The organism is Pedobacter jaeyakensis (assembly GCF_054461315.1).
The window spans coordinates 2,699,264-2,720,377 of the sequence record NZ_CM136921.1; the positions used below are offsets into that span (position 1 = coordinate 2,699,264).

The 21,114-nt window shown below is 39.2% G+C and carries 18 protein-coding genes, 1 tRNA gene and 1 riboswitch; of the genes, 14 read left to right on the forward strand and 5 right to left on the reverse strand.

Features of this window, described 5'->3' with window-relative positions; genetic code table 11:
• Positions 1–79: 79 nt before the first annotated feature.
• From ACXZ1K_RS12070 to ACXZ1K_RS12105, 8 genes are all read left to right on the forward strand, one after another.
• Positions 80–1,123: an NAD(P)-dependent alcohol dehydrogenase gene (locus ACXZ1K_RS12070; protein ID WP_458969919.1), complete on the forward strand. Its 1,044-nt coding sequence runs from the start codon at positions 80–82 to the stop codon at positions 1,121–1,123.
• 324 nt (positions 1,124–1,447) lie between these two features.
• Positions 1,448–1,550: riboswitch (SAM riboswitch) on the forward strand.
• Between the two features lie 52 nt (positions 1,551–1,602).
• On the forward strand, positions 1,603–2,760 hold the full coding sequence (locus ACXZ1K_RS12075) for a cysteine desulfurase family protein (RefSeq protein WP_458969920.1): 1,158 nt from the start codon (positions 1,603–1,605) through the stop codon (positions 2,758–2,760).
• Complete coding sequence (locus tag ACXZ1K_RS12080; RefSeq protein WP_458969921.1) at positions 2,754–3,977, forward strand: sterol desaturase family protein; 1,224 nt, start codon at positions 2,754–2,756, stop codon at positions 3,975–3,977. The genes ACXZ1K_RS12075 and ACXZ1K_RS12080 overlap by 7 nt, the downstream gene beginning before the upstream one ends.
• Positions 3,978–4,153: 176 nt before the next feature.
• Complete coding sequence (locus ACXZ1K_RS12085; RefSeq protein WP_458969922.1) at positions 4,154–5,056, forward strand: prohibitin family protein; 903 nt, start codon at positions 4,154–4,156, stop codon at positions 5,054–5,056.
• Positions 5,057–5,072: 16 nt separating this feature from the next.
• On the forward strand, positions 5,073–5,633 hold the full coding sequence (locus ACXZ1K_RS12090) for a hypothetical protein (protein ID WP_458969923.1): 561 nt from the start codon (positions 5,073–5,075) through the stop codon (positions 5,631–5,633).
• A gap of 84 nt (positions 5,634–5,717) precedes the next feature.
• A complete protein-coding gene (locus ACXZ1K_RS12095) occupies positions 5,718–6,176 on the forward strand; it encodes a MaoC family dehydratase (protein WP_458969924.1) in 459 nt (152 codons plus the stop codon).
• Between the two features lie 138 nt (positions 6,177–6,314).
• Entirely contained in the window at positions 6,315–6,908 is a 594-nt protein-coding gene (locus tag ACXZ1K_RS12100; protein ID WP_458969925.1) for a DUF1543 domain-containing protein, read from the forward strand.
• A gap of 77 nt (positions 6,909–6,985) precedes the next feature.
• Complete coding sequence (locus tag ACXZ1K_RS12105) at positions 6,986–8,155, forward strand: aldose epimerase family protein (RefSeq protein ID WP_458969926.1); 1,170 nt, start codon at positions 6,986–6,988, stop codon at positions 8,153–8,155.
• A gap of 52 nt (positions 8,156–8,207) precedes the next feature.
• On the opposite strand, the gene ACXZ1K_RS12110 is transcribed toward ACXZ1K_RS12105, so the two are convergent.
• The 3 genes from ACXZ1K_RS12110 to ACXZ1K_RS12120 form a co-directional block, all read right to left on the reverse strand.
• The gene (locus tag ACXZ1K_RS12110; RefSeq protein WP_458969927.1) at positions 8,208–8,495 is read right to left on the reverse strand and encodes a chaperone modulator CbpM; all 288 of its coding nucleotides are present in this window, start codon (positions 8,493–8,495) and stop codon (positions 8,208–8,210) included.
• 5 nt (positions 8,496–8,500) lie between these two features.
• A complete protein-coding gene (locus tag ACXZ1K_RS12115; RefSeq protein ID WP_458969928.1) occupies positions 8,501–9,430 on the reverse strand; it encodes a DnaJ C-terminal domain-containing protein in 930 nt (309 codons plus the stop codon).
• 67 nt (positions 9,431–9,497) lie between these two features.
• Positions 9,498–10,637, reverse strand: a complete 1,140-nt coding sequence (locus ACXZ1K_RS12120) for an ROK family protein (protein ID WP_458969929.1) — start codon at positions 10,635–10,637, stop codon at positions 9,498–9,500.
• A 317-nt stretch (positions 10,638–10,954) separates the two neighbouring features.
• Here ACXZ1K_RS12120 and ACXZ1K_RS12125 point away from each other — a divergent pair, with 317 nt between their 5' ends.
• From ACXZ1K_RS12125 to ACXZ1K_RS12150, 6 genes are all read left to right on the forward strand, one after another.
• On the forward strand, positions 10,955–12,238 hold the full coding sequence (locus tag ACXZ1K_RS12125; RefSeq protein WP_458969930.1) for a Gfo/Idh/MocA family oxidoreductase: 1,284 nt from the start codon (positions 10,955–10,957) through the stop codon (positions 12,236–12,238).
• Positions 12,239–12,301: 63 nt separating this feature from the next.
• Complete coding sequence (locus ACXZ1K_RS12130) at positions 12,302–15,745, forward strand: family 16 glycoside hydrolase (protein ID WP_458969931.1); 3,444 nt, start codon at positions 12,302–12,304, stop codon at positions 15,743–15,745.
• 32 nt (positions 15,746–15,777) lie between these two features.
• Positions 15,778–17,232 (forward strand): Gfo/Idh/MocA family protein, encoded by a 1,455-nt coding sequence (locus tag ACXZ1K_RS12135; protein WP_458969932.1) that lies wholly within the window; start codon positions 15,778–15,780, stop codon positions 17,230–17,232.
• Positions 17,233–17,245: 13 nt separating this feature from the next.
• On the forward strand, positions 17,246–18,328 hold the full coding sequence (locus ACXZ1K_RS12140; protein WP_458969933.1) for a Gfo/Idh/MocA family protein: 1,083 nt from the start codon (positions 17,246–17,248) through the stop codon (positions 18,326–18,328).
• 83 nt (positions 18,329–18,411) lie between these two features.
• A complete protein-coding gene (locus ACXZ1K_RS12145) occupies positions 18,412–18,771 on the forward strand; it encodes a response regulator transcription factor (RefSeq protein WP_458969934.1) in 360 nt (119 codons plus the stop codon).
• A gap of 134 nt (positions 18,772–18,905) precedes the next feature.
• Positions 18,906–19,430 (forward strand): sigma-70 family RNA polymerase sigma factor, encoded by a 525-nt coding sequence (locus ACXZ1K_RS12150; RefSeq protein ID WP_458969935.1) that lies wholly within the window; start codon positions 18,906–18,908, stop codon positions 19,428–19,430.
• 127 nt (positions 19,431–19,557) lie between these two features.
• Here ACXZ1K_RS12150 and ACXZ1K_RS12155 read toward each other — a convergent pair.
• Positions 19,558–19,631: transfer RNA gene (locus ACXZ1K_RS12155), tRNA-Arg, on the reverse strand.
• A gap of 54 nt (positions 19,632–19,685) precedes the next feature.
• On the reverse strand, positions 19,686–21,056 hold the full coding sequence (locus tag ACXZ1K_RS12160; protein WP_458969936.1) for an exonuclease domain-containing protein: 1,371 nt from the start codon (positions 21,054–21,056) through the stop codon (positions 19,686–19,688).
• Between the last annotated feature and the right edge of the window lie 58 nt (positions 21,057–21,114).

Here is a 21,114-nt window from a genome sequence, read left to right on the forward strand (position 1 = left end):
CGTTCTCATTCTTCAAAACTATTGCACCCCTTTACGTGTACCTTAGCTGTACTCAAAAAAAATATAAAAAACCTTTAATATGATACCAGTAAAAGGATACGCGGCACAGGACGCACAAACAAGTCTGGCACCTTGGGATTTTCAACGTCGTGATGTTGGCCCTAATGATGTGCAATTTGATATTTTATTTTGTGGTGTATGCCACTCTGATCTGCATCAGATTAAAAACGATTGGTTTCCAGGAATTTTCCCAATGGTTCCGGGGCATGAGATTGTTGGTCGTGTTGTTAAAGTAGGAGAAAATGTAAAGAATTTCAAGGTTGGAGATTTAGCAGGAACCGGCTGCATGGTGGATTCTTGCCAAGTTTGCGAAAATTGTAAGAAAGACCTGGAGCAGTATTGTCTTGAAGGTAATACAGGAACCTATAATAGCATGGAGCGTGATGGTTCTTCACCAACTTATGGTGGTTATAGTAATACGATTGTTGTAAGAGAAGAGTTCGTTTTGCATATTTCTGAGAAATTAGATCTTGCAGCCACAGCTCCATTATTATGTGCTGGTATCACCACCTACTCTCCTTTAAGACATTGGAAGGTTGGCAAAGGACATAAGCTTGCAGTACTTGGACTAGGTGGCTTGGGTCATATGGCTGTGAAGTTCGGTGTGGCTTTTGGTGCTGAAGTAACTGTTTTAAGCACTTCGCCAAAAAAAGAAGAAGATGCTAAAAAGTTAGGTGCACATCACTTCGTAGTAACAACTGATGCCGAGCAAGTGAAAGCAGCGAGAGGCACTTTTGATTTTATTCTGGACACAGTTTCTGCAGAGCATGATTTTAACATGTATTTGAGCTTGTTGAGAACAGACGGCACGATGATTTGTGTCGGAGTTCCACCTAAGCCAGCAGAAGTTGCTGCGTTTAGTTTATTAGGCGGTCGTAAAAGCCTTGCCGGATCTGGAATTGGTGGTATAGCGGAAACTCAGGAAATGCTTGATTTTTGTGCAGAACACAATATTGTTTCGGATATAGAAATGATTGATATTAAAGATATTGATGCTGCTTACGATCGTATGCAAAAAGGTGATGTACGCTACAGATTTGTAATTGATATTGCAACATTGTAGTAACACGATATTAAACATTTATGAAAGAGGCTTCTGGCCTCTTTTTTTATGGATTAAAAATATATTATAATTAAATCTACTAATTTGGTAGTCTTTATTATATTTGCATCATGATATGCAAGATTAAAGCTATTCAGCATTCATGTTTTGTTTGTAGCCGGTAGTGCTGGATGGCCATACCGAAGTCAGGTTGTTTACTCATTGCAACCTGAAATGGGGGTCTGCTGTGAAGCATGCTCTAAAAAAACTCGTTAAATTATATTTGGTTTTTAAGGGCTGTCTTTTTGAGGCAGCCCTTAATAAAAAACTAGTTTATTAATTGTTTACTTATCCAGAAAGACTGAGGGAAAGGCCCTTTGACGTCTTAGCAACCTGTTTTTAATAAGGTGCTAACTCCTTCCGCAACATGGTTGCGGTAAGATAAGATTTGTGCCCGTCGGAAACCTGGATGTGTAAGCTTAAAAATTAAAGTTTAAAAGATGAAAATTTACTTAGACAATGCAGCTACCACATCGCTTAGTCGGGATGTATTTAATGCGATGGAGCCTTATTTATTTGAAAGCTACGGAAATCCTTCTTCCTCACATTATGAGGGGAGAGCTGCAAAAGTAGCTATTGAACAATCCAGAAAAACAATTGCAGATTTGCTAAATGCCGATCCTAAATCTATCATATTTACCTCAGGGGGTACAGAGGCTGATAATACTGCTATCGTTTCTGCTATCCGTGCCAACGGTATTAAGGTGGCCATAACTTCCCAACTGGAACACCACGCGGTATTGAATACCTTAAAGCAATTGGAGAAATCTGGAACCATTAAGTTGTTCTTTGTTAAGAATGACGACCAAGGAGCATTATCAATACCTCATCTTCAGGTGTTGCTGGAAAAAAATGAAAGTGCATTTGTTTCTTTGATGCATGCCAATAATGAAATTGGTAACCTTAACGATATTCATCAGATAGCTGAAGTCTGTCAAAGCTTCGGCGCAATTTTCCATACGGATACCGTGCAGTCCATCTGCCAGTATCAATACAATACTAAACTTCTACGCGCAGATTTCCTGGTAGGTTCTGCTCATAAGTTTCACGGTCCTAAAGGTATTGGCTTTTTGTACGCTCGGAACCCTGAAAGGCTAATACCCATGTTAAATGGCGGTGCGCAAGAGCGAGGTTTGCGAAGTGGTACAGAAAACGTAAGCAGCATAGTTGGTTTGGCCAAGGCATTGGAACTGGCTTACACTAATTTAAGTCAACATCATCAGCATTTTATAAACGTCAAAGGAAAAATGATTAACGATTTACTTAGCAAAATACCTGGAATTAAATTTAATGGGCACTCAGCCAGCAAACAGCAAAGCTTGGCAACTGTACTTAGTGTTTCACTACCAAATCCGGAAAATGGGCAATCTGTGCTGAGTTATCTTGACCATCATGGAATTTGTGCCTCTGGAGGAAGTGCTTGCTCAAGTCGATCCAGTTCTCATGTATTGTCTGCGCTTGGATTAGCCAATAAGCAAACCAATATCAGGTTTTCATTTAGCAGATATACGACTGAAGATGAGGTAAGTGAGGCTGTGGACAGGTTAGCTTCATTATATGTGAAGGATGCACTGAGAGAAATTAGTTCCGTATGCTAGCAGTTAATTACCTGGCTTTTGCAATTCCTGCTTTTTTCCTTTTCCTATGGCTGGAATATAGGCTTACTAGTGCGGATAAGCGTAAGGAGGTTTTTAAATATGAAAGTTCAATTAGTAACCTTAGCGTAGGAATTGCAGAACGTTTGCTGAATCTGCTGATCTCAGCAAGTTTTTACAGCCTATATGCCTGGATTTATAGTAATCATGCAATTTTTCAAATCTCTAATGTATGGTGGGTTTGGGTACTGCTGATCCTTTCTACAGACTTTGTTTGGTACTGGTATCATAGGTTGGGACATGAGGTGAATCTATTTTGGGCCGCACACATCGTTCATCATCAAAGTGAAGAGTTTAATTTAACCGTCGCCTCGAGAATTACAGTTTTCCAGGCTCTAATTCGAAATTGCTTTTGGTGTGTTTTGCCATTCGTTGGGTTCCATCCTAATATGGTGATTACTATATTGGTAGTGCACGGCGGGTATTCGTTTTTTACGCACACGCAATTAGGTAAGAATTTACGATATTTGGAATATATTTTTGTAACGCCATCTATCCATGGCATCCATCATGCTAGCGATGAACACTATTTGGATAAAAATTATGGTGATGTATTTGTGTTCTGGGATAAACTTTTTGGTACGTTTCAGCAGGAGTTAACCCCACCCAAGTATGGTCTGACTCACCCAGTGAATAGTTATTCCTTTCTTTGGCAGCATTTTCACTATTTTTTGGAATTAATTGAGGCATGCAAACGCAAGGTATATTTCAAAGATAAACTTAAAATTATATTTGGGAGTCCTTCACGGCTTAATCAGAATATTAGAACACAGCTGGAAAAAAGGTATTTTCCACAAACAAGGGATGAGGTATATCGTTTCAAATTCAGGGGCTACTTAAATTTACAAATGGTTGCGAGTTTATTCATGTTGATTTTTATAACGGCTTTGTATGCATATCTTCAAGTCGACGACAAACTTTTCATAATTGTTTTTGTGCTGCTTACCTTGGTCAATTGTGGTGCATTGCTTGAAAAACGCAGGTGGATTTATTATCTTGAATTTTTAAGAATATCGATATTGACGGTATATGTCTTTTGCAAGCTTGACTTACTCGTATACAGTAGCTTCGCAATCGTAATTTTGATAGTGGTTCAATATGTTTTTAGCTTAAAAACACACTACAAGAAGTATGTTATGAAGTATGAAATTGAACTTTAAGCCACCCTTTCAAAATGATAAAAGCCCTTCCATTTTGGCAGGGTAAATAATTTTGCTGTAAATCTTAATAGGTAGTAATTCGTTGTCTAAATGGGTTTAGACAACGTTTGTCTTTAATTGCGGATGCCGGGCATCCGCTTTGCGGCATTTCATTTGAACAATTAAATATTTAAATTATGTTTCTTATTATTTTAGGCTTACTGATCATTATCGTAAGTTTTTTTATTGCAAGAGGAGATAGTCCTTTAACTAAATTCAGAGTTTTAATTCGCGTTGCAGGCGTAGTTTTAATGCTGCTAGGTGCTACGGTTTCCATGTTTAAAGTTGTGGAAGCCGGACAAGTTGGAGTAAAAACACTTTATGGTAAAGTAGACGATGAGGTATTGTATAGTGGGTTGCACATTGTTAATCCGTTAGTTGAAGTGACGGCGTTTGATACCAAGACACAGAACTATACCATGTCTGCCATCCATGATGAGGGAACGAAGGCAGGGGATGACGCGATACGGATTCTAACATCAGATGGACTAGAAGTAACCATCGATCTTTCCGTGTTATTTAGCGTGAGGCCACAAGCAGCACCTCAGATTTTGAAGGAAATAGGAGAGGATTATTTGGATAAGATAGTACGTCCTATTGCACGGACGGCCATCCGTGATAATGCGGTATCCTATGAGGCTGTAGCCCTGTATTCTACCAAACGACAAGAATTTCAGAATAAGATATTTGCAACTATTAACAAAAGCTTCTCAAAGCGTGGGTTTGAGTTACAACAGTTGCTAATTAGAAATGTGACCCTGCCGGAGTCGGTTAGGAAAACTATTGAATCCAAGATCAACGCAGAGCAGGATGCCCAGAAAATGCAGTTTGTATTACAGAAGGAAAGGCAGATAGCAGAAAAGAAGCGCATTGAGGCTCAAGGTATAGCGGACTATCAAAAGATACTTTCAACGGGATTAAGTGATAAACAACTTCAATACGAATCTATATTGGCTCAAAAAGACATAGCCTTATCACCTAACGCAAAAATTATTATTATGGGCAGTGGAAAAAATCCAATAATTTTAGGAGCAAACTAAATCTTGAATAATCACAATGCCAGAGCCTCTTTCAATTTCCCGCACTTCGTTAAAACATTGGATAAAATTGAGGCATAATGGCCAAAAGATTAGGGCTAGCGGGAAGCCCTATTTTAAGCATTTACTGGCCGTTGCAGAAATGGCGATGCCTGGAGGATCTTTGTGTTATGAGATTGGGCTTTGCCATGATTTAATAGAAGATACCAAAACCAGTCTGAAGCAATTGTATGCAGCGCTTATTGCTTTTGGGTATACAAAGGAACAAACTACTCATATTTCAGAATGTGTTGACCAGCTGACAGACAGGATTACTAAAGGACTTTTTCCTGAGTTGAGCAAGGATCAGAGAAAGAAAATGGAGGCTAAAAGATTATTTACAATCGAACCGGATGCACAGACTGTAAAGTATTGCGATTTAATTTATAACATCCACTGGATGCTAAAATATGATCCAAATGGTGTTGAACAGTATTTGAAAAAGAAAAGTAAACTTCTGATAAGCCTCGATAAAGGCGATATTATGTTGCGGCAAAAAGCTTTAAATTTGATAAAAAAGGCGTCAAATAATTCATTGTAATCAATATTTGAAGATTAGTAATGAAATAGTACTTTTGCGAAGAAGCGCTACTAAACTATTTTTTGAAATCTATAAATACAAATTATGCTGGTCATCAATAATTTTGAAGAATACCAATCGCATTTAGGCAAAGAACTGGGCCTTTCACAGTGGCACACCATAGACCAGAAACAGATCAATCTATTTGCTGATGCAACTATAGACCATCAATGGATTCATGTCGATACTGAAAAGGCACAAAGTGAAGGACCATTCAAATCTACGATAGCACATGGTTATCTAACCTTATCGTTAATCCCATACCTATGGAAGCAGATTGCAGATGTGCGTAATATCAAAATGGAAATCAACTATGGCATTGAAAGCTTCAAGTTTGGACAGCCTGTTCTAGTTGATAATCAAGTGCAATTAAAAGCAAAACTAAATTCAATAGTTAATTTGAGGGGTGTTACTAAAGTTGTCATTGAGGCGACTTTGATTATTAAGGACCAGCCTAAGCCCGCCTATACAGGTAACGTGGTTTTTCTTTATCACTTCATCTAAGCAGTTTCAGGATTTTACATTCTTGATCAGTAGGATCAGCATTTGGTAATTGTAAGAATTCTGGATTAAACTTATGTGAAGCAGCTTCTGGTTCAATAATTGAACTCATTCTTGCTAAAGCTTAAAAAAACCATCATTATGAATACTTCATTGCAGCACAAGAATGAAAACCCAAAACTTTTTATGGTATTACTGGGCTCCAAAGCTCCAAAAAGGAATGTAGAACAACACGATTATTTTTTTGGAGTCGCCTATTCGTTAAAAGAGTTGGTGCCGCAAATGAGGGCTTTTTGGCCAGAGGCAGGTTCCAGTTTGCATATTGATGGTTGGCGGGAGATTCACGTTGTAGATGGTTATTCAGTTAATATTGTATTAAGAGATGTACAGCAAGAGGAGAGTGAAAGTGCAGGAAAATTGTTTTTCATAAATCTTGGTGGATATCAATCTAATAAATTGGAAGAGCAGCATTATACCGTTCTTACTGTTCAAACTGATCGGGCGAAAGCTGTTCAGGAGTCCAAGAAATCTGTGTTTTTTAAAACCAATACTTTGAAAGGTGCCAATTCTCATATTGATGAAAAATACGGTATTGATGTAGATGATGTTTATAAAATAGAGGAAATCTTAAGCGAGCAATCAAAAGAGTTGTATCATATAAGACTTGATGAAGGTTCGACAGACTTACCAGAAGACCAGGTGCATCTTGGTTATTTCAAATTAGATAAAATATAAGTGTATGTAATTTAATCTTAAAATACTAATTTGGCCTCACCAATTAATTTGGTTAACCTTATAAAACCTTTTAATAAATGAAACAATCGTTAAAACCATTTTTGGCAGCGGCACTGTTACTTGCAGTAACTGCGTGTAACCAACCAGCTAAAACTGATGCTACAGGAGCGCAGTCAGATAGCACAGCAACTAGCTTTCAACTAGATAGTACAAAATTCCAGAAAGAAATTGATGGGAAGAAAACAAATCTTTACATCTTAAAGAACAAAAATAATATGCAGGCCGCCTTTACCAATTATGGCGGTAGGTTAGTGAGTTTGCTTGTTCCAGACAGTGCAGGTAAACTTGTAGATGTTGTGGTTGGATTTGACAGCGTAGACGGTTTTGTTAATTCGACTGAACCTTACTTCGGCGCGACCATTGGCCGTTATGGAAATAGAATTGCAAAGGGTAAATTTACGATTGACGGAAAGCAATATTCAGTATTTACCAACAATGGTCAAAATGCATTACATGGTGGTAAAAAGGGGTATCAATATGTAGTTTGGGATGCCAAACAAACTAATGACCATACCCTGGAGTTGTCTTACTTATCAAAAGATATGGAAGAGGGCTTTCCGGGCAATTTAAATGTTAAAGTGATTTATACACTAACAGATGATAATGAGTTAAAAATGGATTATGAAGCAACTACAGATAAAAAAACTGTTGTTAACCTAACTAATCATGCGTTCTTTAACTTGAACGGAGAAGGAAGCGGAACTATATTGAATCACGAATTGAAAATCTATGCTGACCAATTTACACCGGTTGATACTACTTTGATTCCATTAGGTAAAAATATCCCTGTAAAAGGCACTCCATTTGATTTTAATACAGCAACAACAATCGGAAAACGCATTGATACAGCAAACGATCAATTGAAAGCTGGTGGAGGTTATGATCATAACTACGTATTAAGCGGTGTCAAAGGAATGGGAATGATTCACGCTGCTACCGTTAAAGGGGATAAATCAGGTATAGTAATGGACATTTATACCCAGGAGCCTGGCCTACAGTTTTATAGCGGTAATTTTATGAAGAGTAAAAACAAGTTTAAAGGAGGGTCTTTAGATGATTTCAGAACTGCTTTGGCCTTAGAAACCCAACATTTCCCTGATTCTCCCAATCAGCCTGCATTCCCAACTACAATTTTAAACCCTGGACAGGTTTATAAAACGTCTTCAATTTATAAGTTTAGTAAGTAAACTGAATAATTTTAATGAAAGGCCAGTTCGTCTGTTCGAGCTGGCCTTTTTTTTATTCATGGATGTACAACTTATTGGTTAAATCTTCTATTCGTTGCTGCATGCTATTTATTTTATGCAGCAGGTGCCTAATTGCATCAATACCTTCAATATTTATCTCTAAATCGTAGTGCAGATGTTTATAGGTGTCTACTTCTTTAAGCTGATTAACGTGAATATACTTGTTTGTCTCAATCACTATTAAGGTAATAAGACCACTTTCTTCCAATGCGCCTATAAATTCCGGTTCAATCTCGTAATTGCCGCAATACTCTTTTATACTGATCAATTCTGTCTCCATCACAATTATTTTAAGTTTTGTAATTGATTAAATAGTTCGGTTTGCTGGCTGCTCAAATTGGTCGGTATTTTTATCGTGTAGGTAATGTATAAGCTCCCATATTCAGCTTCCTTCTTGTAGATTGGGAATCCTTTACCTTTTAGCCTAACTTTTAGTCCATTTTGGGTCCCTGGCGCAATTTTGAGTTTCACTTTGCCATCAAAGGTTTCTATAGTGGTTTCTCCGCCTAGGACTGCGGTATATAAATCTAATTCATGATTGGCGTAGAGGTCGTCATTTAGTCGTTTAAACTTACTGTCCTCCGTAATTAAAATCGTGATAAATAAATCGCCGTTTGGTCCGCCATTACCTCCGGGAGCTCCCTGACCAGTCAATTTCAACACTTGTCCATTGCCAATTCCAGCAGGGATTGTAATCCTGATCTGCTTTCCGTTGACCGTAAGCATTTGTTTATGAGTAGTGTAAGCGTCTCTTAACGAAAGCTTAAATTCAGCTTGATAGTCCTGACCCTTGAATTTACGGCTACCGCCTTGACTGCGGCCTCCCCCTGCATTTCCAAATAATGATTCGAAGAAGTCTGAATAATCACCACCGTTGCCGCCTCCAAAACCAGCAAAAGGGTCACCACCTGCACCTCCGAAAGGATTTCCGTTGCCACCTCGCTGACCCGGTTGACTACCAGAGCGTTTGGCCTGCTCATACTGGTCGGCATTTCGCCAATGCTCACCGTATTCATCATACTTTTTTCTTTTTTCGGGATCGCTCAGCGCTTCATTCGCTTCATTGAGCTGCTGAAACTTGGCTTGTGCTTGCTTATCTTCCGGGTTGAGGTCAGGATGCAATTTTCTGGCTAATTTTCTATAGGCTTTTTTTACATCATCCTGCGAAGCAGTCTTGTCAATTCCCAGAGTTTTATAGTAATCTATAAATGCCATTTATGTTGTGTTTTAAAATATAACAATTGAAAGTCAAAAAAGGATGAATAAAAAGCACAAACAGCCACTAATTTTTAAGCTTGCTTTTTGATTTCCTTGCCTTACTAATGTACCCATCCAGAAAAAAATTTATACCCGTTGTAGCATAACCGAGTAGTCTGGAATTTTCGCCAAGTTCTGAAGAAACAATTGTAGTCTTATCTCTAATTTGGGTCATACAATATGTGTTAATGGCCTGTTGCATCGGTAAGGTAATATATTGCTTTGCTTCGGCAATTTTACCGCTTAAAATAATCAATTCAGGATTAAATAGTTGGATTAGCATAGCTATGCCTTTCCCCATATAGGTGCCAATATTTGATAATAACTGGATAGCGTATTGGTCGCCTTTATTTGCGGCCTGAATGATTATTGCGGGCTCAATTCTTTCCAGTTCTTCATTACTGAGCTGATTAAGCATCGAGTTCTTACCTGATAAAATTCCTTCTTTAGCCATTGCAGATAGCGCGTTGCCAGAGGCGATGGTTTCCAGGCAACCATGTTTGCCGCAATAACATAGTGCGCCATTTTCTACAAATGGGATATGGCCTAGTTCACCAGAGAAACCGCAGGCGCCCTGTCTTAACTTTCCATCCATTATGATCCCTAAACCCACACCCCAATCCATCAGCAAGATCAATGCATTCTGTTTTCCCCTGGCCATGCCGTGCGTAAACTCAGCCATTGATGAGCCGTTTACGTCGTTTTGAATCACTACAGGAAGTTGCAATATTTCTTCAAAAGCTGACGTTAATGAAACATCTGTATGATCACTTAGAAAATAACTGTAGTTTTCACCTTTAGCTGCATCAGTAAGACCCGGCATACCTACACTGCAACCTATGAGCTGATCGCTACTGAGGTTTTGAGATCTCAAAATATCCTGAACGTGGCCACTTAATATTTTGAAAAAATCAGACCTATTTTTAGAAATGGGTAACGGGATGGTTGTTACTTGGAATAAATAATTGTAGTTGTTGTCAATAATTGCAACTCTTGTGTGGAACAACTCAATGTCTATGCAGATGATCAATATTTTATTATCTTTTAATCCATATAGATCAGGTTTTCTCCCACCCATCGATGCACCGAACCCTTTTTTTTCAATCCAGTCCTCATCGGTCAAACTAACAATTAGTTTTAATATGCTTGGCGAGCTAATGTTCATAACGGAGCATAGGCTAGCTACAGAAGCAGGCCCCGAGTCAAATAGGTGTTTGATAAGTCTATATTTTAGTAATAGCTGTTTATCGCTTCCAGAAGTTGTTATATCATTTAATTGACGAAGATTCATGGCTATAGTGGCGGAATTTTGATAAATGTAAAGAACTTATATTAAAAAATAATAAAAGTATTTTATTTGTCTAAATAAATAGATAATGTTTTGTCTTTTTGATAATTAATTTTTAATATTAGCTATGCAAACATTCAATTCGCCTAGGCATACTAACATGAAATAATCTACAACACACTCAATAACTCCAAATGGAAATCAAAAAAGAACCACAAACATCAAACCCAAGAAGAGAATTTATTAAAAAATCGGCAATTGGCCTTGCTGCTTTTACAATTGTTCCGCGTTATGTACTCGGGGGACCGGGTTATCTTGCGCCGAGTGATAAGCTGACGAAGGCGGTAATAGGTGTAGGCGGCATGGGACGCGGACATTTCGGCTACGAAGGCACGCAGGTTGTTGCAATTTGTGATGTTGACAAGAACCACCTTTCGCAAGCAGCAAGTATGCTTAACAAGGGGGTAAAAACATTTTCCGATTATCGTGAACTAATTGTGTTGCCTGAAGTTGACATTGTGCATATCGCAACACCACCCCATTGGCATGGTATCATGTCAGTAGACGCTGCAAATGCAGGAAAGGACATCTGGTGCGAGAAACCAATGACCCACACTATAGGTGAAGGTAAAAGAGTAGTGGAGGCTGTGAAGCAACATGGTAGAATGTTCAGACTGAATACGTGGTTTCGTTTTAAAGATACTTTTTACGGCATGGGTACCACAGTTAGACCGATCAAGAAGTTGGTTGATAGTGGTATGCTGGGCTGGCCCTTGAAAGTTACAGTGAGCAAGCATACGGGATATGACTGGAAGTTTTATTGGGTGGGTAAAGATAATTTGGAACCTCAACCTGTACCTCCTGAGTTAGACTACGATTCTTGGTTAGGACCTGCGCCATACAAACCATACCACCCACATCGTGTTCACCAAACTTTTAGAGGCTACTGGGACTATGATGGAGGAGGCTTGAGCGATATGGGCCAACATTATATAGATCCAATCCAGTATTTCCTGGGTAAAGATGAGACCAATCCAATATCGGTTGAGATCGATGCACCACAGCAGCATAGTGATGCGGTGGGAACTTGGCGTAGAATTACTTACACCTATGCTGATGGTTGCCAAATTATCCTTGATGGGGAAGGCAAAGACGCTAATGTTCCCTACATCGAAGGACCTAAGGGGAAACTATATCCTGGTTTTAAATCTGACATCCCAGATTTGGAAAGAAAACTAGCGCAGTTTCCAGATCCAGATCCTCAACTTGTGGAGTTCTCGGAATCGGTAAGAACTAGAAAGAAATTTGCATTAAATGAAGAAAATGGTCATCGCTCCTGCAATATTGTAAATATGGGTTTAGCAGCTTTAAGACTAGGAAGATCCTTAAAGTTTGATCCAGTGAAGCAAGAATTTATTGATGATGAGGCAGCTAACAGATTGATAAACCCAGTGATGCGCGCGCCTTTCAATATTTAAATGCGGAGTTATTCGAGTCAATTCATGGAAAAAATATTAAATCGAAGGATACAAAAAATTACGATGATAACTATAACCAAAAAATTAGCATTTGTGCTGATTTCCTTAGCCTTGCTATTTCAGCCAGCTGTAGCTCAGGAAAAAAGCGATAATCGAACCGTGACTACGAAAATAGCAGATTTGCTGTCTCAGTTGCCCGCCAAAGACGCGGTACAGCTAAAGCGAAATATGCAGGAAGTAGCTGATTTGGGAGAAGACGGGTATGTGACATTGATCAGCGGGATGGTCGCGCCGGGAAAAGGAAATAATGCTTTGGTAGAATATGCAGTTAGCGGCTTTACTGCAGCAGCTACAAAAAATGGAGAATGGAAGAAACTGGCAGAATCCGCCTATTGCAAATCGTTGGGCGTCTTAACCAACAAGCAAAACAAAGCTTTTATTATTAGTCAGTTCGATTTAGTAGGTTCCGATGCTGCGGTACCTTGCCTGGCCGCTTATCTAACTGATGGAGATTTGGCTGATGAGGCGTCTAGAGCACTTGCCAAAACTAACACCCAAATGGCGGTAAGTTCCTTGATTGATGGTTTAGCTAAAGCGACTGGCAATTCAAAATTGTCTATTGTAGAAGCACTTGTCCATACAAACTCAAAAGCTGCGGCGGGCGCTATTGGTAACTTGTTAAATTCAGACACCGACAAATATCTAAAGAAAGCTGGACTATATTCCCTTGCACACATTAATGATGATCAATCAGAATCTATTCTGCTAAAAGCAGCAGAAAGCACTGGGTACAAATATGATCAAACCAATGCTGTTGCCGCGTTACTCGTTTACGAACAAAATAAAGCAGCTGCGAACCCAAAGCATGTTGCTGACGTTGCAAAAGAGATTTTAAATAAAATAACATCCTCAGAACAAGTGGACCAGAGGGTTGCCGCATTAACCCTGATTGCTGAAACTTCTACAGACCAACAATTTCTACAATCCGCTTTGAGCGACAAACAATTCGAATACCGTGCGGCCGCGATTAAACTAGCAAAATTAGATGAAAGTGATAGTAAGGTATGGATCGGGAAGCTGGCATCAGCAGAGCCGCATACTAAAGTCTTGATTTTAGATAAGTTTGGTTCAAGTGATGTTATCGGAACATTACCTGCAATTTTGAAACAAGTTCAAGATAAAGATACTTTAGTCCAAAATGCTGCTGCTGGAGCTGCAGTAAAATTGGGTGGAGAGGCCGCTCTGGATAATTTATTAAAAATGGCTTTAACAGCTGATGGTCGAAAATTGGAGATTTTATCTGCAGCCATAATGAGAATGAAAGGTGATGGCGTTACGGCTAAGATTGCAACTTATATCCCAAAAGCCAGGCCCCTTGCACAGGTTGCTCTTATTAATATTTTAGCTAACCGTGCTGCAGGTGGACAGGCAGGAATTATTTACTCCTCTTTAACAAGTAAGAATCCAGATGTGAGGAGGGCTGCTTTTAAAGCCCTTAAGTCAATATCTAACTCGGATAGCAAGTCGAGATTATACGCTTTGCTCATGACCACGTCCGATCCTGCTGATCTTGGAGCAATTCAGGATGCGATTATTGAATCTGTAAAGGGTGCTGAAAATGCAGATGTCCGGTCAGAAGACGTATTAAAGCAGATGGGGCTAACACCAGAAGATAAAAAGCAATTGTTTTATAAAGTACTGGGTAATATTGGAGGAAGTAAAGCATTAAATGCTGTTTCAGAAGCATTTTCAAAAGGAAATGAAGTGTCTAGAATGGCGGCTTTAGATGCCTTAGCATCCTGGGCAGATGTAGGAGCTACCTCATCTTTGATCCAGATTGCCCGTGCCAGTCGTGATGATGCAACTCTTAATCAAGCTTTGAATGGTTTTCTTCGTTTGGTGCGCAATAGTTCATTTCCACCAGAGCAACGTTTGTTGCAGCTTCGTAGCGCCATGGAAATTGCGAAAACTAACGCGCAGCAACTGGTTATTTTAAAAGATTTGGAGCAAGCTAAGTGCTTTAATACAATTATGTATGCCGGACAATTTCTGGATAACCCAGCTTTACAGCAAGTAGCTGCTAACGCAGTAATGAACATTACCCTTTCTGGGGAATACACTGGTGAGATTATAAAAAACTTGCTTAACAAAACGATCGCTGTCATTACAGGTGGGGACGCAGGTTACCAAAAGGAAGGGATGAGAAAATACATTTCTTCAATGAAGGCAGGGGAAGGTTTCGTAAATGTGTTTAATGGTAAAGACCTTACCGGCTGGAAGGGGTTGGTTGCTGATCCAATAAAGCGCTCAAAAATGTCTGCAAAAGAACTGGCAGATGAACAAGTGAAAGCAGACGCGCAAGCAAAGGATAGTTGGAAAGTATTGAATGGGGAATTGGTGTTTCAGAGTCATGGAGATAATTTAGCAACTGTCAAAAAATACGGTGATTTTGAAATGCTGGTAGACTGGAAAATCATTGATGACAAAAAAGGCGAAGGGGACGCAGGGATTTACCTAAGGGGAACGCCCCAGGTACAAATATGGGATTTGGCTCGTACTAATGTTGGTGCTCAAGTGGGTTCTGGTGGTTTGTATAATAACCAAGTCAATCCAAGTAAGCCCCTTGTGGTTGCAGATAACAAGTTAGATGAATGGAATACCTTCCGGATTTTGATGAAAGGAGACCGCGTAACTGTTTGGCTAAATGGTGTATTGGTAACAGATAATGTAGTTCTGGAAAATTATTGGGACAGAAGTTTACCAATCTTCGCAGAAGAACAGATCGAATTGCAGGCGCATGGCTCGCCGGTGGCGTATCGTGATATTTATATCAGGGAAATCCCAAGATCTAAACCTTATGAGTTAACAGCGCAGGAAAAAAAAGAAGGATATAAGATCTTGTTTGATGGTACTAATATGTACAACTGGACAGGCAACCTAACCGATTATGTGATTAAAGATGGAAATATCGCGATAGAGCCAGTTCCTGGCAAAGGTTCCGGTGGTAATTTATATACAAAGGAAGAGTTTAGTGACTTTGTTTACAGGTTTGAATTTCAATTGACTCCGGGAGCAAATAATGGACTAGGTATAAGAGCGCCTTTAGAAGGTGATGCAGCCTACGTTGGAATGGAATTGCAAATACTGGATAATGAAGCGCCTATGTACAAGGACTTGCATGTATATCAATACCATGGCTCGGTTTACGGAACAATACCTGCAAAACGTGGTTTTCTAAAACCGGTTGGTGAATGGAACTATGAAGAAGTGGTTGTTAAAGGCCCTAAAATAAAAGTGATCCTGAATGGTACAGTAATTTTGGATGGAGACATTACTCCTTTTAAGAAAAATGGTACTCCAGACCATCAGCAACACCCCGGCTTGCTAAGAGACAGTGGCCATATCGGTTTTCTTGGTCATGGTTCTCCAGTCCAGTTTCGAAATATCAGGATAAAAGATTTGAGCAAGAAAGATTCTGCAAATGCATCAGAAGCTAAAAAGAAATAATATTTTTATTGATAACCAAAAAATAGATAATAATGACTGAAGATAAAGTGAATTCATCATCAGAGCGATCGAGAAGAAATTTTATAAAAACCACAGCATTGGCCGCGGCAGGGTTTATGATTGTACCAAGGCATGTATTGGGTGGGAAAGGATTTTTGGCGCCTAGTGATCGGCTACTCTTAGCAGGTATAGGAGCAGGAGGAAAAGGCGAGAGTGATATTGCTAATATTGTCAAAGGCGGTAAAACAGACGTTGCTTTTCTCTGTGATGTAGATGATAGAAGAGCAGCAACTTCCATTAGAAATTTCCCGAGAGCAAAGTATTATAAAGATTATCGGGAACTGCTTGACAAGGAAGGTAAGAACATAGATGCGGTAAGTGTATCGACACCAGATCATACACATGCCCAGATTGCCATGGCGGCCATGCAGCTTGGTAAACATGTGTATGTACAAAAGCCATTAACACACGATATATATGAAGCCCGTATGCTAACGGAGGCTGCGCAGCGTTATAAAGTTGTAACGCAGATGGGGAACCAAGGTGCTTCGGGCGACGGCGTAAGAAGATTGCAAGAATGGTATGATGCTGGAAGAATTGGAAAAGTGCATACCGTTTATTGCTGGACCGACCGCCCAGTATGGCCGCAGGGAATTGCCTGGCCAACCGCTAAAGCTGCAGTTCCAAAAGAACTGGATTGGGACCTTTGGTTAGGCTCCGCGCCTTATAAAGACTACATCGATAAGATGATTCCATTTAATTGGCGCGGATGGTGGGATTATGGTACAGGTGCCATTGGAGATATGGGTTGTCACCTTGTGGAACCACCTTTCAGAGTGCTTGGGCTAGATACACCAGTGAGTGTGGAATGCAGCGTTGGTTCTGTTTATGTGGATGAATTTAGACGAGGATATTTTCCGGAAAGTTGTCCTCCGTCAAGCCATGTGATCATGACTTTCAACAAGACAGGTAAGTCGAAAGATGATATACAGATTCATTGGATGGATGGCGGCATTAAGCCGGAGCGGCCGGAAGAGCTTGGAGCAAACGAGAGATTTGGCGACAATGGAGTATTGTTTGTAGGCAGCAAGGGAAAAATGATATGTGAAACTTATGGTAAAAATCCGAAGCTTTTACCACTATCTCGAAATGAAACTGATAAAACAAAAATAACTATCGCCAGAGTACCAGGAGAGGAAGATGGTCACTATGCACAATTTGCTGAAGCTGCTATTGCAGGTTATGGTAAAATGCGTTTAAGTTCGCCTTTTGAAACCGCAGGTCCTCTTACGGAGACTTTGCTTATTGCCAACTTGTCCATTAGAGGAACAGATGTGCAAAGAAGAAATGCCGACGGCGGGATCAGCTACCCTGGGAGAGATATGAAAATGTTATGGGATAAGCAAAGCATGAAAGTAACCAACTTTGATGATGTTAATCAATTTGTAAAACGAGAATATAGAAAAGGCTGGAGCCTTGGTGTTTAACCAACAAGAAAATATGTCTTTAAATAACAATAACCTACGTGTATTAGTAGTTGGGTGCGGAAACATGGGTTCTTCGCACGCAACTGCCTACCATACGCTGCAAGGCTTCGAAATATGCGGACTAGTATCAACCGGTAAAAGTAAAGTTGTATTAAATGAGAAGCTTGGCGGTGGTTATAATTTGTTTGATGATTTTTATGCAGCTTTGGAGCAAACCAAGCCAGACGCAGTTTGTATTTCAACCTACCCAGATACACATGAGCAATATGCCATGAAAGCTTTTCAAGCAGGCTGCCATGTTTTTATCGAAAAGCCATTGGCTGATACCGTAGAGGGTGCCCAACGTGTGGCAGATGCAGCCGATCTTTCTGGTAAAAAACTGCTTATCGGCTATATATTGAGATACCACCCATCATGGGAACGGTTTATTTCCGTTGCACAGGAAATGGGTAAGCCACTTGTGATGCGCATGAATTTAAATCAGCAAAGTAGTGGAGCCAAATGGATAGTACATAAAAATCTAATGAATAGTTTAAGTCCGATCGTGGATTGTGCTGTGCATTATATTGACGTAATGTGCCAGATGACCAGGTCTAAGCCAACCCAGGTTTATGCGATAGGTGCAAAGCTCACAGAAGAAATACCTGAATGGAATTATAATTATGGTCAACTTCAAATTCGTTTTGACGATGGCTCAGTTGGTTGGTACGAAGCCGGGTGGGGGCCAATGGTAAGTGAGACGGCATTTTTTATAAAAGATGTATTTGGTCCGAATGGATCAGTTTCAATCGTTGCTAAAGAAGCCAGCAAAGCTGGGAAATCTGATGAAATTGATGCGCATACAAAAACAGAATCGCTAAAGGTCCATCATGCAGATCTTACCGCGGAAGGGGCATTTGCCAAGAAAGACACCTGGATAGATCTTACAGATGAACCAGATCATCAAGAATTGTGCAACCGGGAACAACGCTTTTTTCTAAAAGCCATCCGTGAGGATATTGACTTATCAAATCCTACTATTGATGCGATTAACAGTCTGAGGATAGCTTTTGCCTGTGATGAATCTGTAAAAAGCGGAGCTGTTGTAGAGCTTTAGGTTAATAACTATCTTGATGTGAATAAATGATTTAAACATCTGGTTATCAAATGGGTTTTCTCAATATATTTAGATATGAGCTTATGAAAAAGTGCATCTATGTAGTAGAAGACAACCCATATATAAGGGATGTTATAGAGTATTTGTTAACTGAGGATTTTTACGAAGTAAAAGCATGTTCCAATACTAAAAACTTTTGGCGGGAAATGGGGATTAGCCTTCCAGACATGATCATTTTGGATATAATGCTTCCAGATGGCAATGGATTAGATATCTGTAACCAGTTAAAGCAAAATGCCAGGACTTATAACATTCCCGTAATGATGATGTCGGCGAATAATCACATCAGTTCTGTAAAGGCCAAATGTAAGGCTGAAGATTTTATAAACAAACCCTTTGATCTGAATGATTTTGCGAGCAGGGTGGAGCAGCATATTTCTTAGTATAACTAACAACCTTTAGGTGTTAATACGTTTCTGAGTCTGTTTAATTACGCATTATTCTTAAGATTTTTGATGTGGTAGGTGATGGTACAGGATTTGATTTGATCAAACCGAACCTCTAACCCTGTAATATCATGAACAACGTTGCATTAAACCGTGAAATCTGCGATCACAAGAGTGCCCTTGATCTGTTCGCTAAAAAGTTTACCAATGACCTCGAAGATGCCAACGACTTGGTGCAGGACACCATGATCAAAGCTATTCGTTACAGTAATTTGTATAAAGAAGGTACTAATTTGAAAGGCTGGCTTTATACAATAATGAGGAATACTTTTATAAATAGCTACAGAAAAGTAAGTAGAAAGAACAGTATTATGGATACCAGTGAAGAACTCAGTTCGGCTCAACTTAAAAACAGTGCTTCTGGCAATCTTGGAGAAAATAAGTTTGTGATGGAAGATATCAATAAAGCTTTGTCTGTACTGGAACCTGTATATGCAATACCTTTTCTAAGATATTTTGAGGGCTATAAATACCATGAAATTGCTGTTGAATTGAATATACCGATTGGCACAGTGAAAACGCGGATACATATGGCAAGACAGGTTTTAAAAGGCAACCTTAAGATGTATGCACAACAGTACAAACATACGGCATAACAAGTTTTGATATTTGATAGAAGGTCTTTAGCTATACTAGAGACCTTTTTTGTTTTCATAATATTCATGGAAACAAAAAAAGCGACGTCTGGAGCAACGTCGCCTTTAGTTTAGAGATAAATCTCTGTACACCCAATAGGATTCGAACCTATGACCTACGGTTTAGAAAACCGGTGCTCTATCCAGCTGAGCTATGGATGCAATTCCTGTTACAGAAGCCGCAAATATAGAATTTACGATGTAAATGCACAAATCTTAAATGGAAATTTTTTTGTCAGGAAACCGTTCCACATATGAACTAATCATGTGTAATATATAATCATTTGACTGATAGGGCTGTAATGATGATTTTAATAAGTTTGACTCTTTCAAATCACTAAAGTTAGAAACGTATCCCATGCCATAGAATATTCCATTTTCTACTAAAAGACAGCTTTGTTCTTCATCATTCCTTCCTTTATCGATCACAGCAAAGGAAGGAAGCATAACTTTCAACGCACTTACCGCATATTTGACCCTTACATTATATGCTGCCGCAGATTCTTTGGATATACAGGCACCACTGCAAGTTCCCATATCGTGCCCGGTACAAGCGCTTCTGTTTGTTTGCACAAAACAAAGCTTTTCGCAAAGCGTATGTTCTTTGATCAGTATTTTTAAAAGATTATGCCCTTCTAAAATTGTATCGAAGCTGTATAATGGCTGAGCATGTTTTTTAAACTTATCAATTCCTAAACGCAAATAGCCATTTTGGTCTTCAAATGAATATAATGCATATTTCTGCTGAAAATTCTTCAATGCACGGTTATTTTCTGGCCACAATCTTCTAATCTCAGAAGCCTCCAATATAAAAGCCATCAATTCCGTGCCGCAAACCTCAAAGTCGATGTTGTGGATATCTTTCAAAAAATTCTGACGTTGTCTTCCGGCATTATTTCCGATAAAATGGGTAGAAACCCTCTTACGTAGGTTTTTAGCCTTTCCAACGTATATGACTTTGCCTTTCTGATTTTTAAAATAGTAAACCCCAGCAGATAATGGAAGTTTGTCAACTTCAGTTTTTTGGAGGTTTGGAGGAAGTACATGCTCTTTAGATAGTTTTCCTAAAGATGTTTGAATATGGTTCTCTGTATCAGCGTTGATAAGGAGCGTTAATAATTGGGCAGTTGCTTGTGCATCTCCACCCGCACGATGTCTGTTACTGATATTTATTTTTAAATCGCCACATAACTTACCTAGACTATACGATCTGTGACCTGGTAATATTTTTCTGCTCAGACGAACTGTACAAAGTTTCTTGCATTGCAATTCATAATTACATTGCTGTAATTGATGTCGTATGAACGAAAAGTCGAAATTAACATTATGAGCGACAAATATCTTATCGTGTAGTGTTTCATAAATATGCGCTGCCACCTCACTAAATAGTGGAGCATTCTCTACCATTTCATTACTAATACCGGTTAATGCTTCAATGTGTTCGGGTATAAATTGCCGTGGATTAATAAGGGTTTCAAACTTTTCAATTACACTCGTGCCATCGTGTACCAGGATAGAGATTTCTGTTATACCGTTTCCTGATGCAAAGCCTCCCGTAGTTTCAATATCTACAACTGCATACAACATATTTGCGCTTTAAATTTGCTTTGTAAATATGCTAATAAATTTAGTATTTAACTAATTT

Bases quoted from the DNA above. Each gene is read 5' to 3' on its own strand.
- ACXZ1K_RS12130 (WP_458969931.1), top strand. From the start codon at position 12,302: ATGATAACTATAACCAAAAAATTAGCATTTGTGCTGATTTCCTTAGCC.
- ACXZ1K_RS12125 (WP_458969930.1), top strand. From the start codon at position 10,955: ATGGAAATCAAAAAAGAACCACAAACATCAAACCCAAGAAGAGAATTT.
- ACXZ1K_RS12140 (WP_458969933.1), top strand. From the start codon at position 17,246: ATGTCTTTAAATAACAATAACCTACGTGTATTAGTAGTTGGGTGCGGA.
- ACXZ1K_RS12120 (WP_458969929.1), bottom strand. From the start codon at position 10,637: ATGAACATTAGCTCGCCAAGCATATTAAAACTAATTGTTAGTTTGACC.
- ACXZ1K_RS12150 (WP_458969935.1), top strand. From the start codon at position 18,906: ATGAACAACGTTGCATTAAACCGTGAAATCTGCGATCACAAGAGTGCC.
- ACXZ1K_RS12160 (WP_458969936.1), bottom strand. From the start codon at position 21,056: ATGTTGTATGCAGTTGTAGATATTGAAACTACGGGAGGCTTTGCATCA.
- ACXZ1K_RS12085 (WP_458969922.1), top strand. From the start codon at position 4,154: ATGTTTCTTATTATTTTAGGCTTACTGATCATTATCGTAAGTTTTTTT.
- ACXZ1K_RS12110 (WP_458969927.1), bottom strand. From the start codon at position 8,495: ATGGAGACAGAATTGATCAGTATAAAAGAGTATTGCGGCAATTACGAG.
- ACXZ1K_RS12115 (WP_458969928.1), bottom strand. From the start codon at position 9,430: ATGGCATTTATAGATTACTATAAAACTCTGGGAATTGACAAGACTGCT.
- ACXZ1K_RS12090 (WP_458969923.1), top strand. From the start codon at position 5,073: ATGCCAGAGCCTCTTTCAATTTCCCGCACTTCGTTAAAACATTGGATA.
- ACXZ1K_RS12075 (WP_458969920.1), top strand. From the start codon at position 1,603: ATGAAAATTTACTTAGACAATGCAGCTACCACATCGCTTAGTCGGGAT.
- ACXZ1K_RS12145 (WP_458969934.1), top strand. From the start codon at position 18,412: ATGAAAAAGTGCATCTATGTAGTAGAAGACAACCCATATATAAGGGAT.
- ACXZ1K_RS12105 (WP_458969926.1), top strand. From the start codon at position 6,986: ATGAAACAATCGTTAAAACCATTTTTGGCAGCGGCACTGTTACTTGCA.
- ACXZ1K_RS12070 (WP_458969919.1), top strand. From the start codon at position 80: ATGATACCAGTAAAAGGATACGCGGCACAGGACGCACAAACAAGTCTG.
- ACXZ1K_RS12100 (WP_458969925.1), top strand. From the start codon at position 6,315: ATGAATACTTCATTGCAGCACAAGAATGAAAACCCAAAACTTTTTATG.
- ACXZ1K_RS12135 (WP_458969932.1), top strand. From the start codon at position 15,778: ATGACTGAAGATAAAGTGAATTCATCATCAGAGCGATCGAGAAGAAAT.
- ACXZ1K_RS12080 (WP_458969921.1), top strand. From the start codon at position 2,754: ATGCTAGCAGTTAATTACCTGGCTTTTGCAATTCCTGCTTTTTTCCTT.
- ACXZ1K_RS12095 (WP_458969924.1), top strand. From the start codon at position 5,718: ATGCTGGTCATCAATAATTTTGAAGAATACCAATCGCATTTAGGCAAA.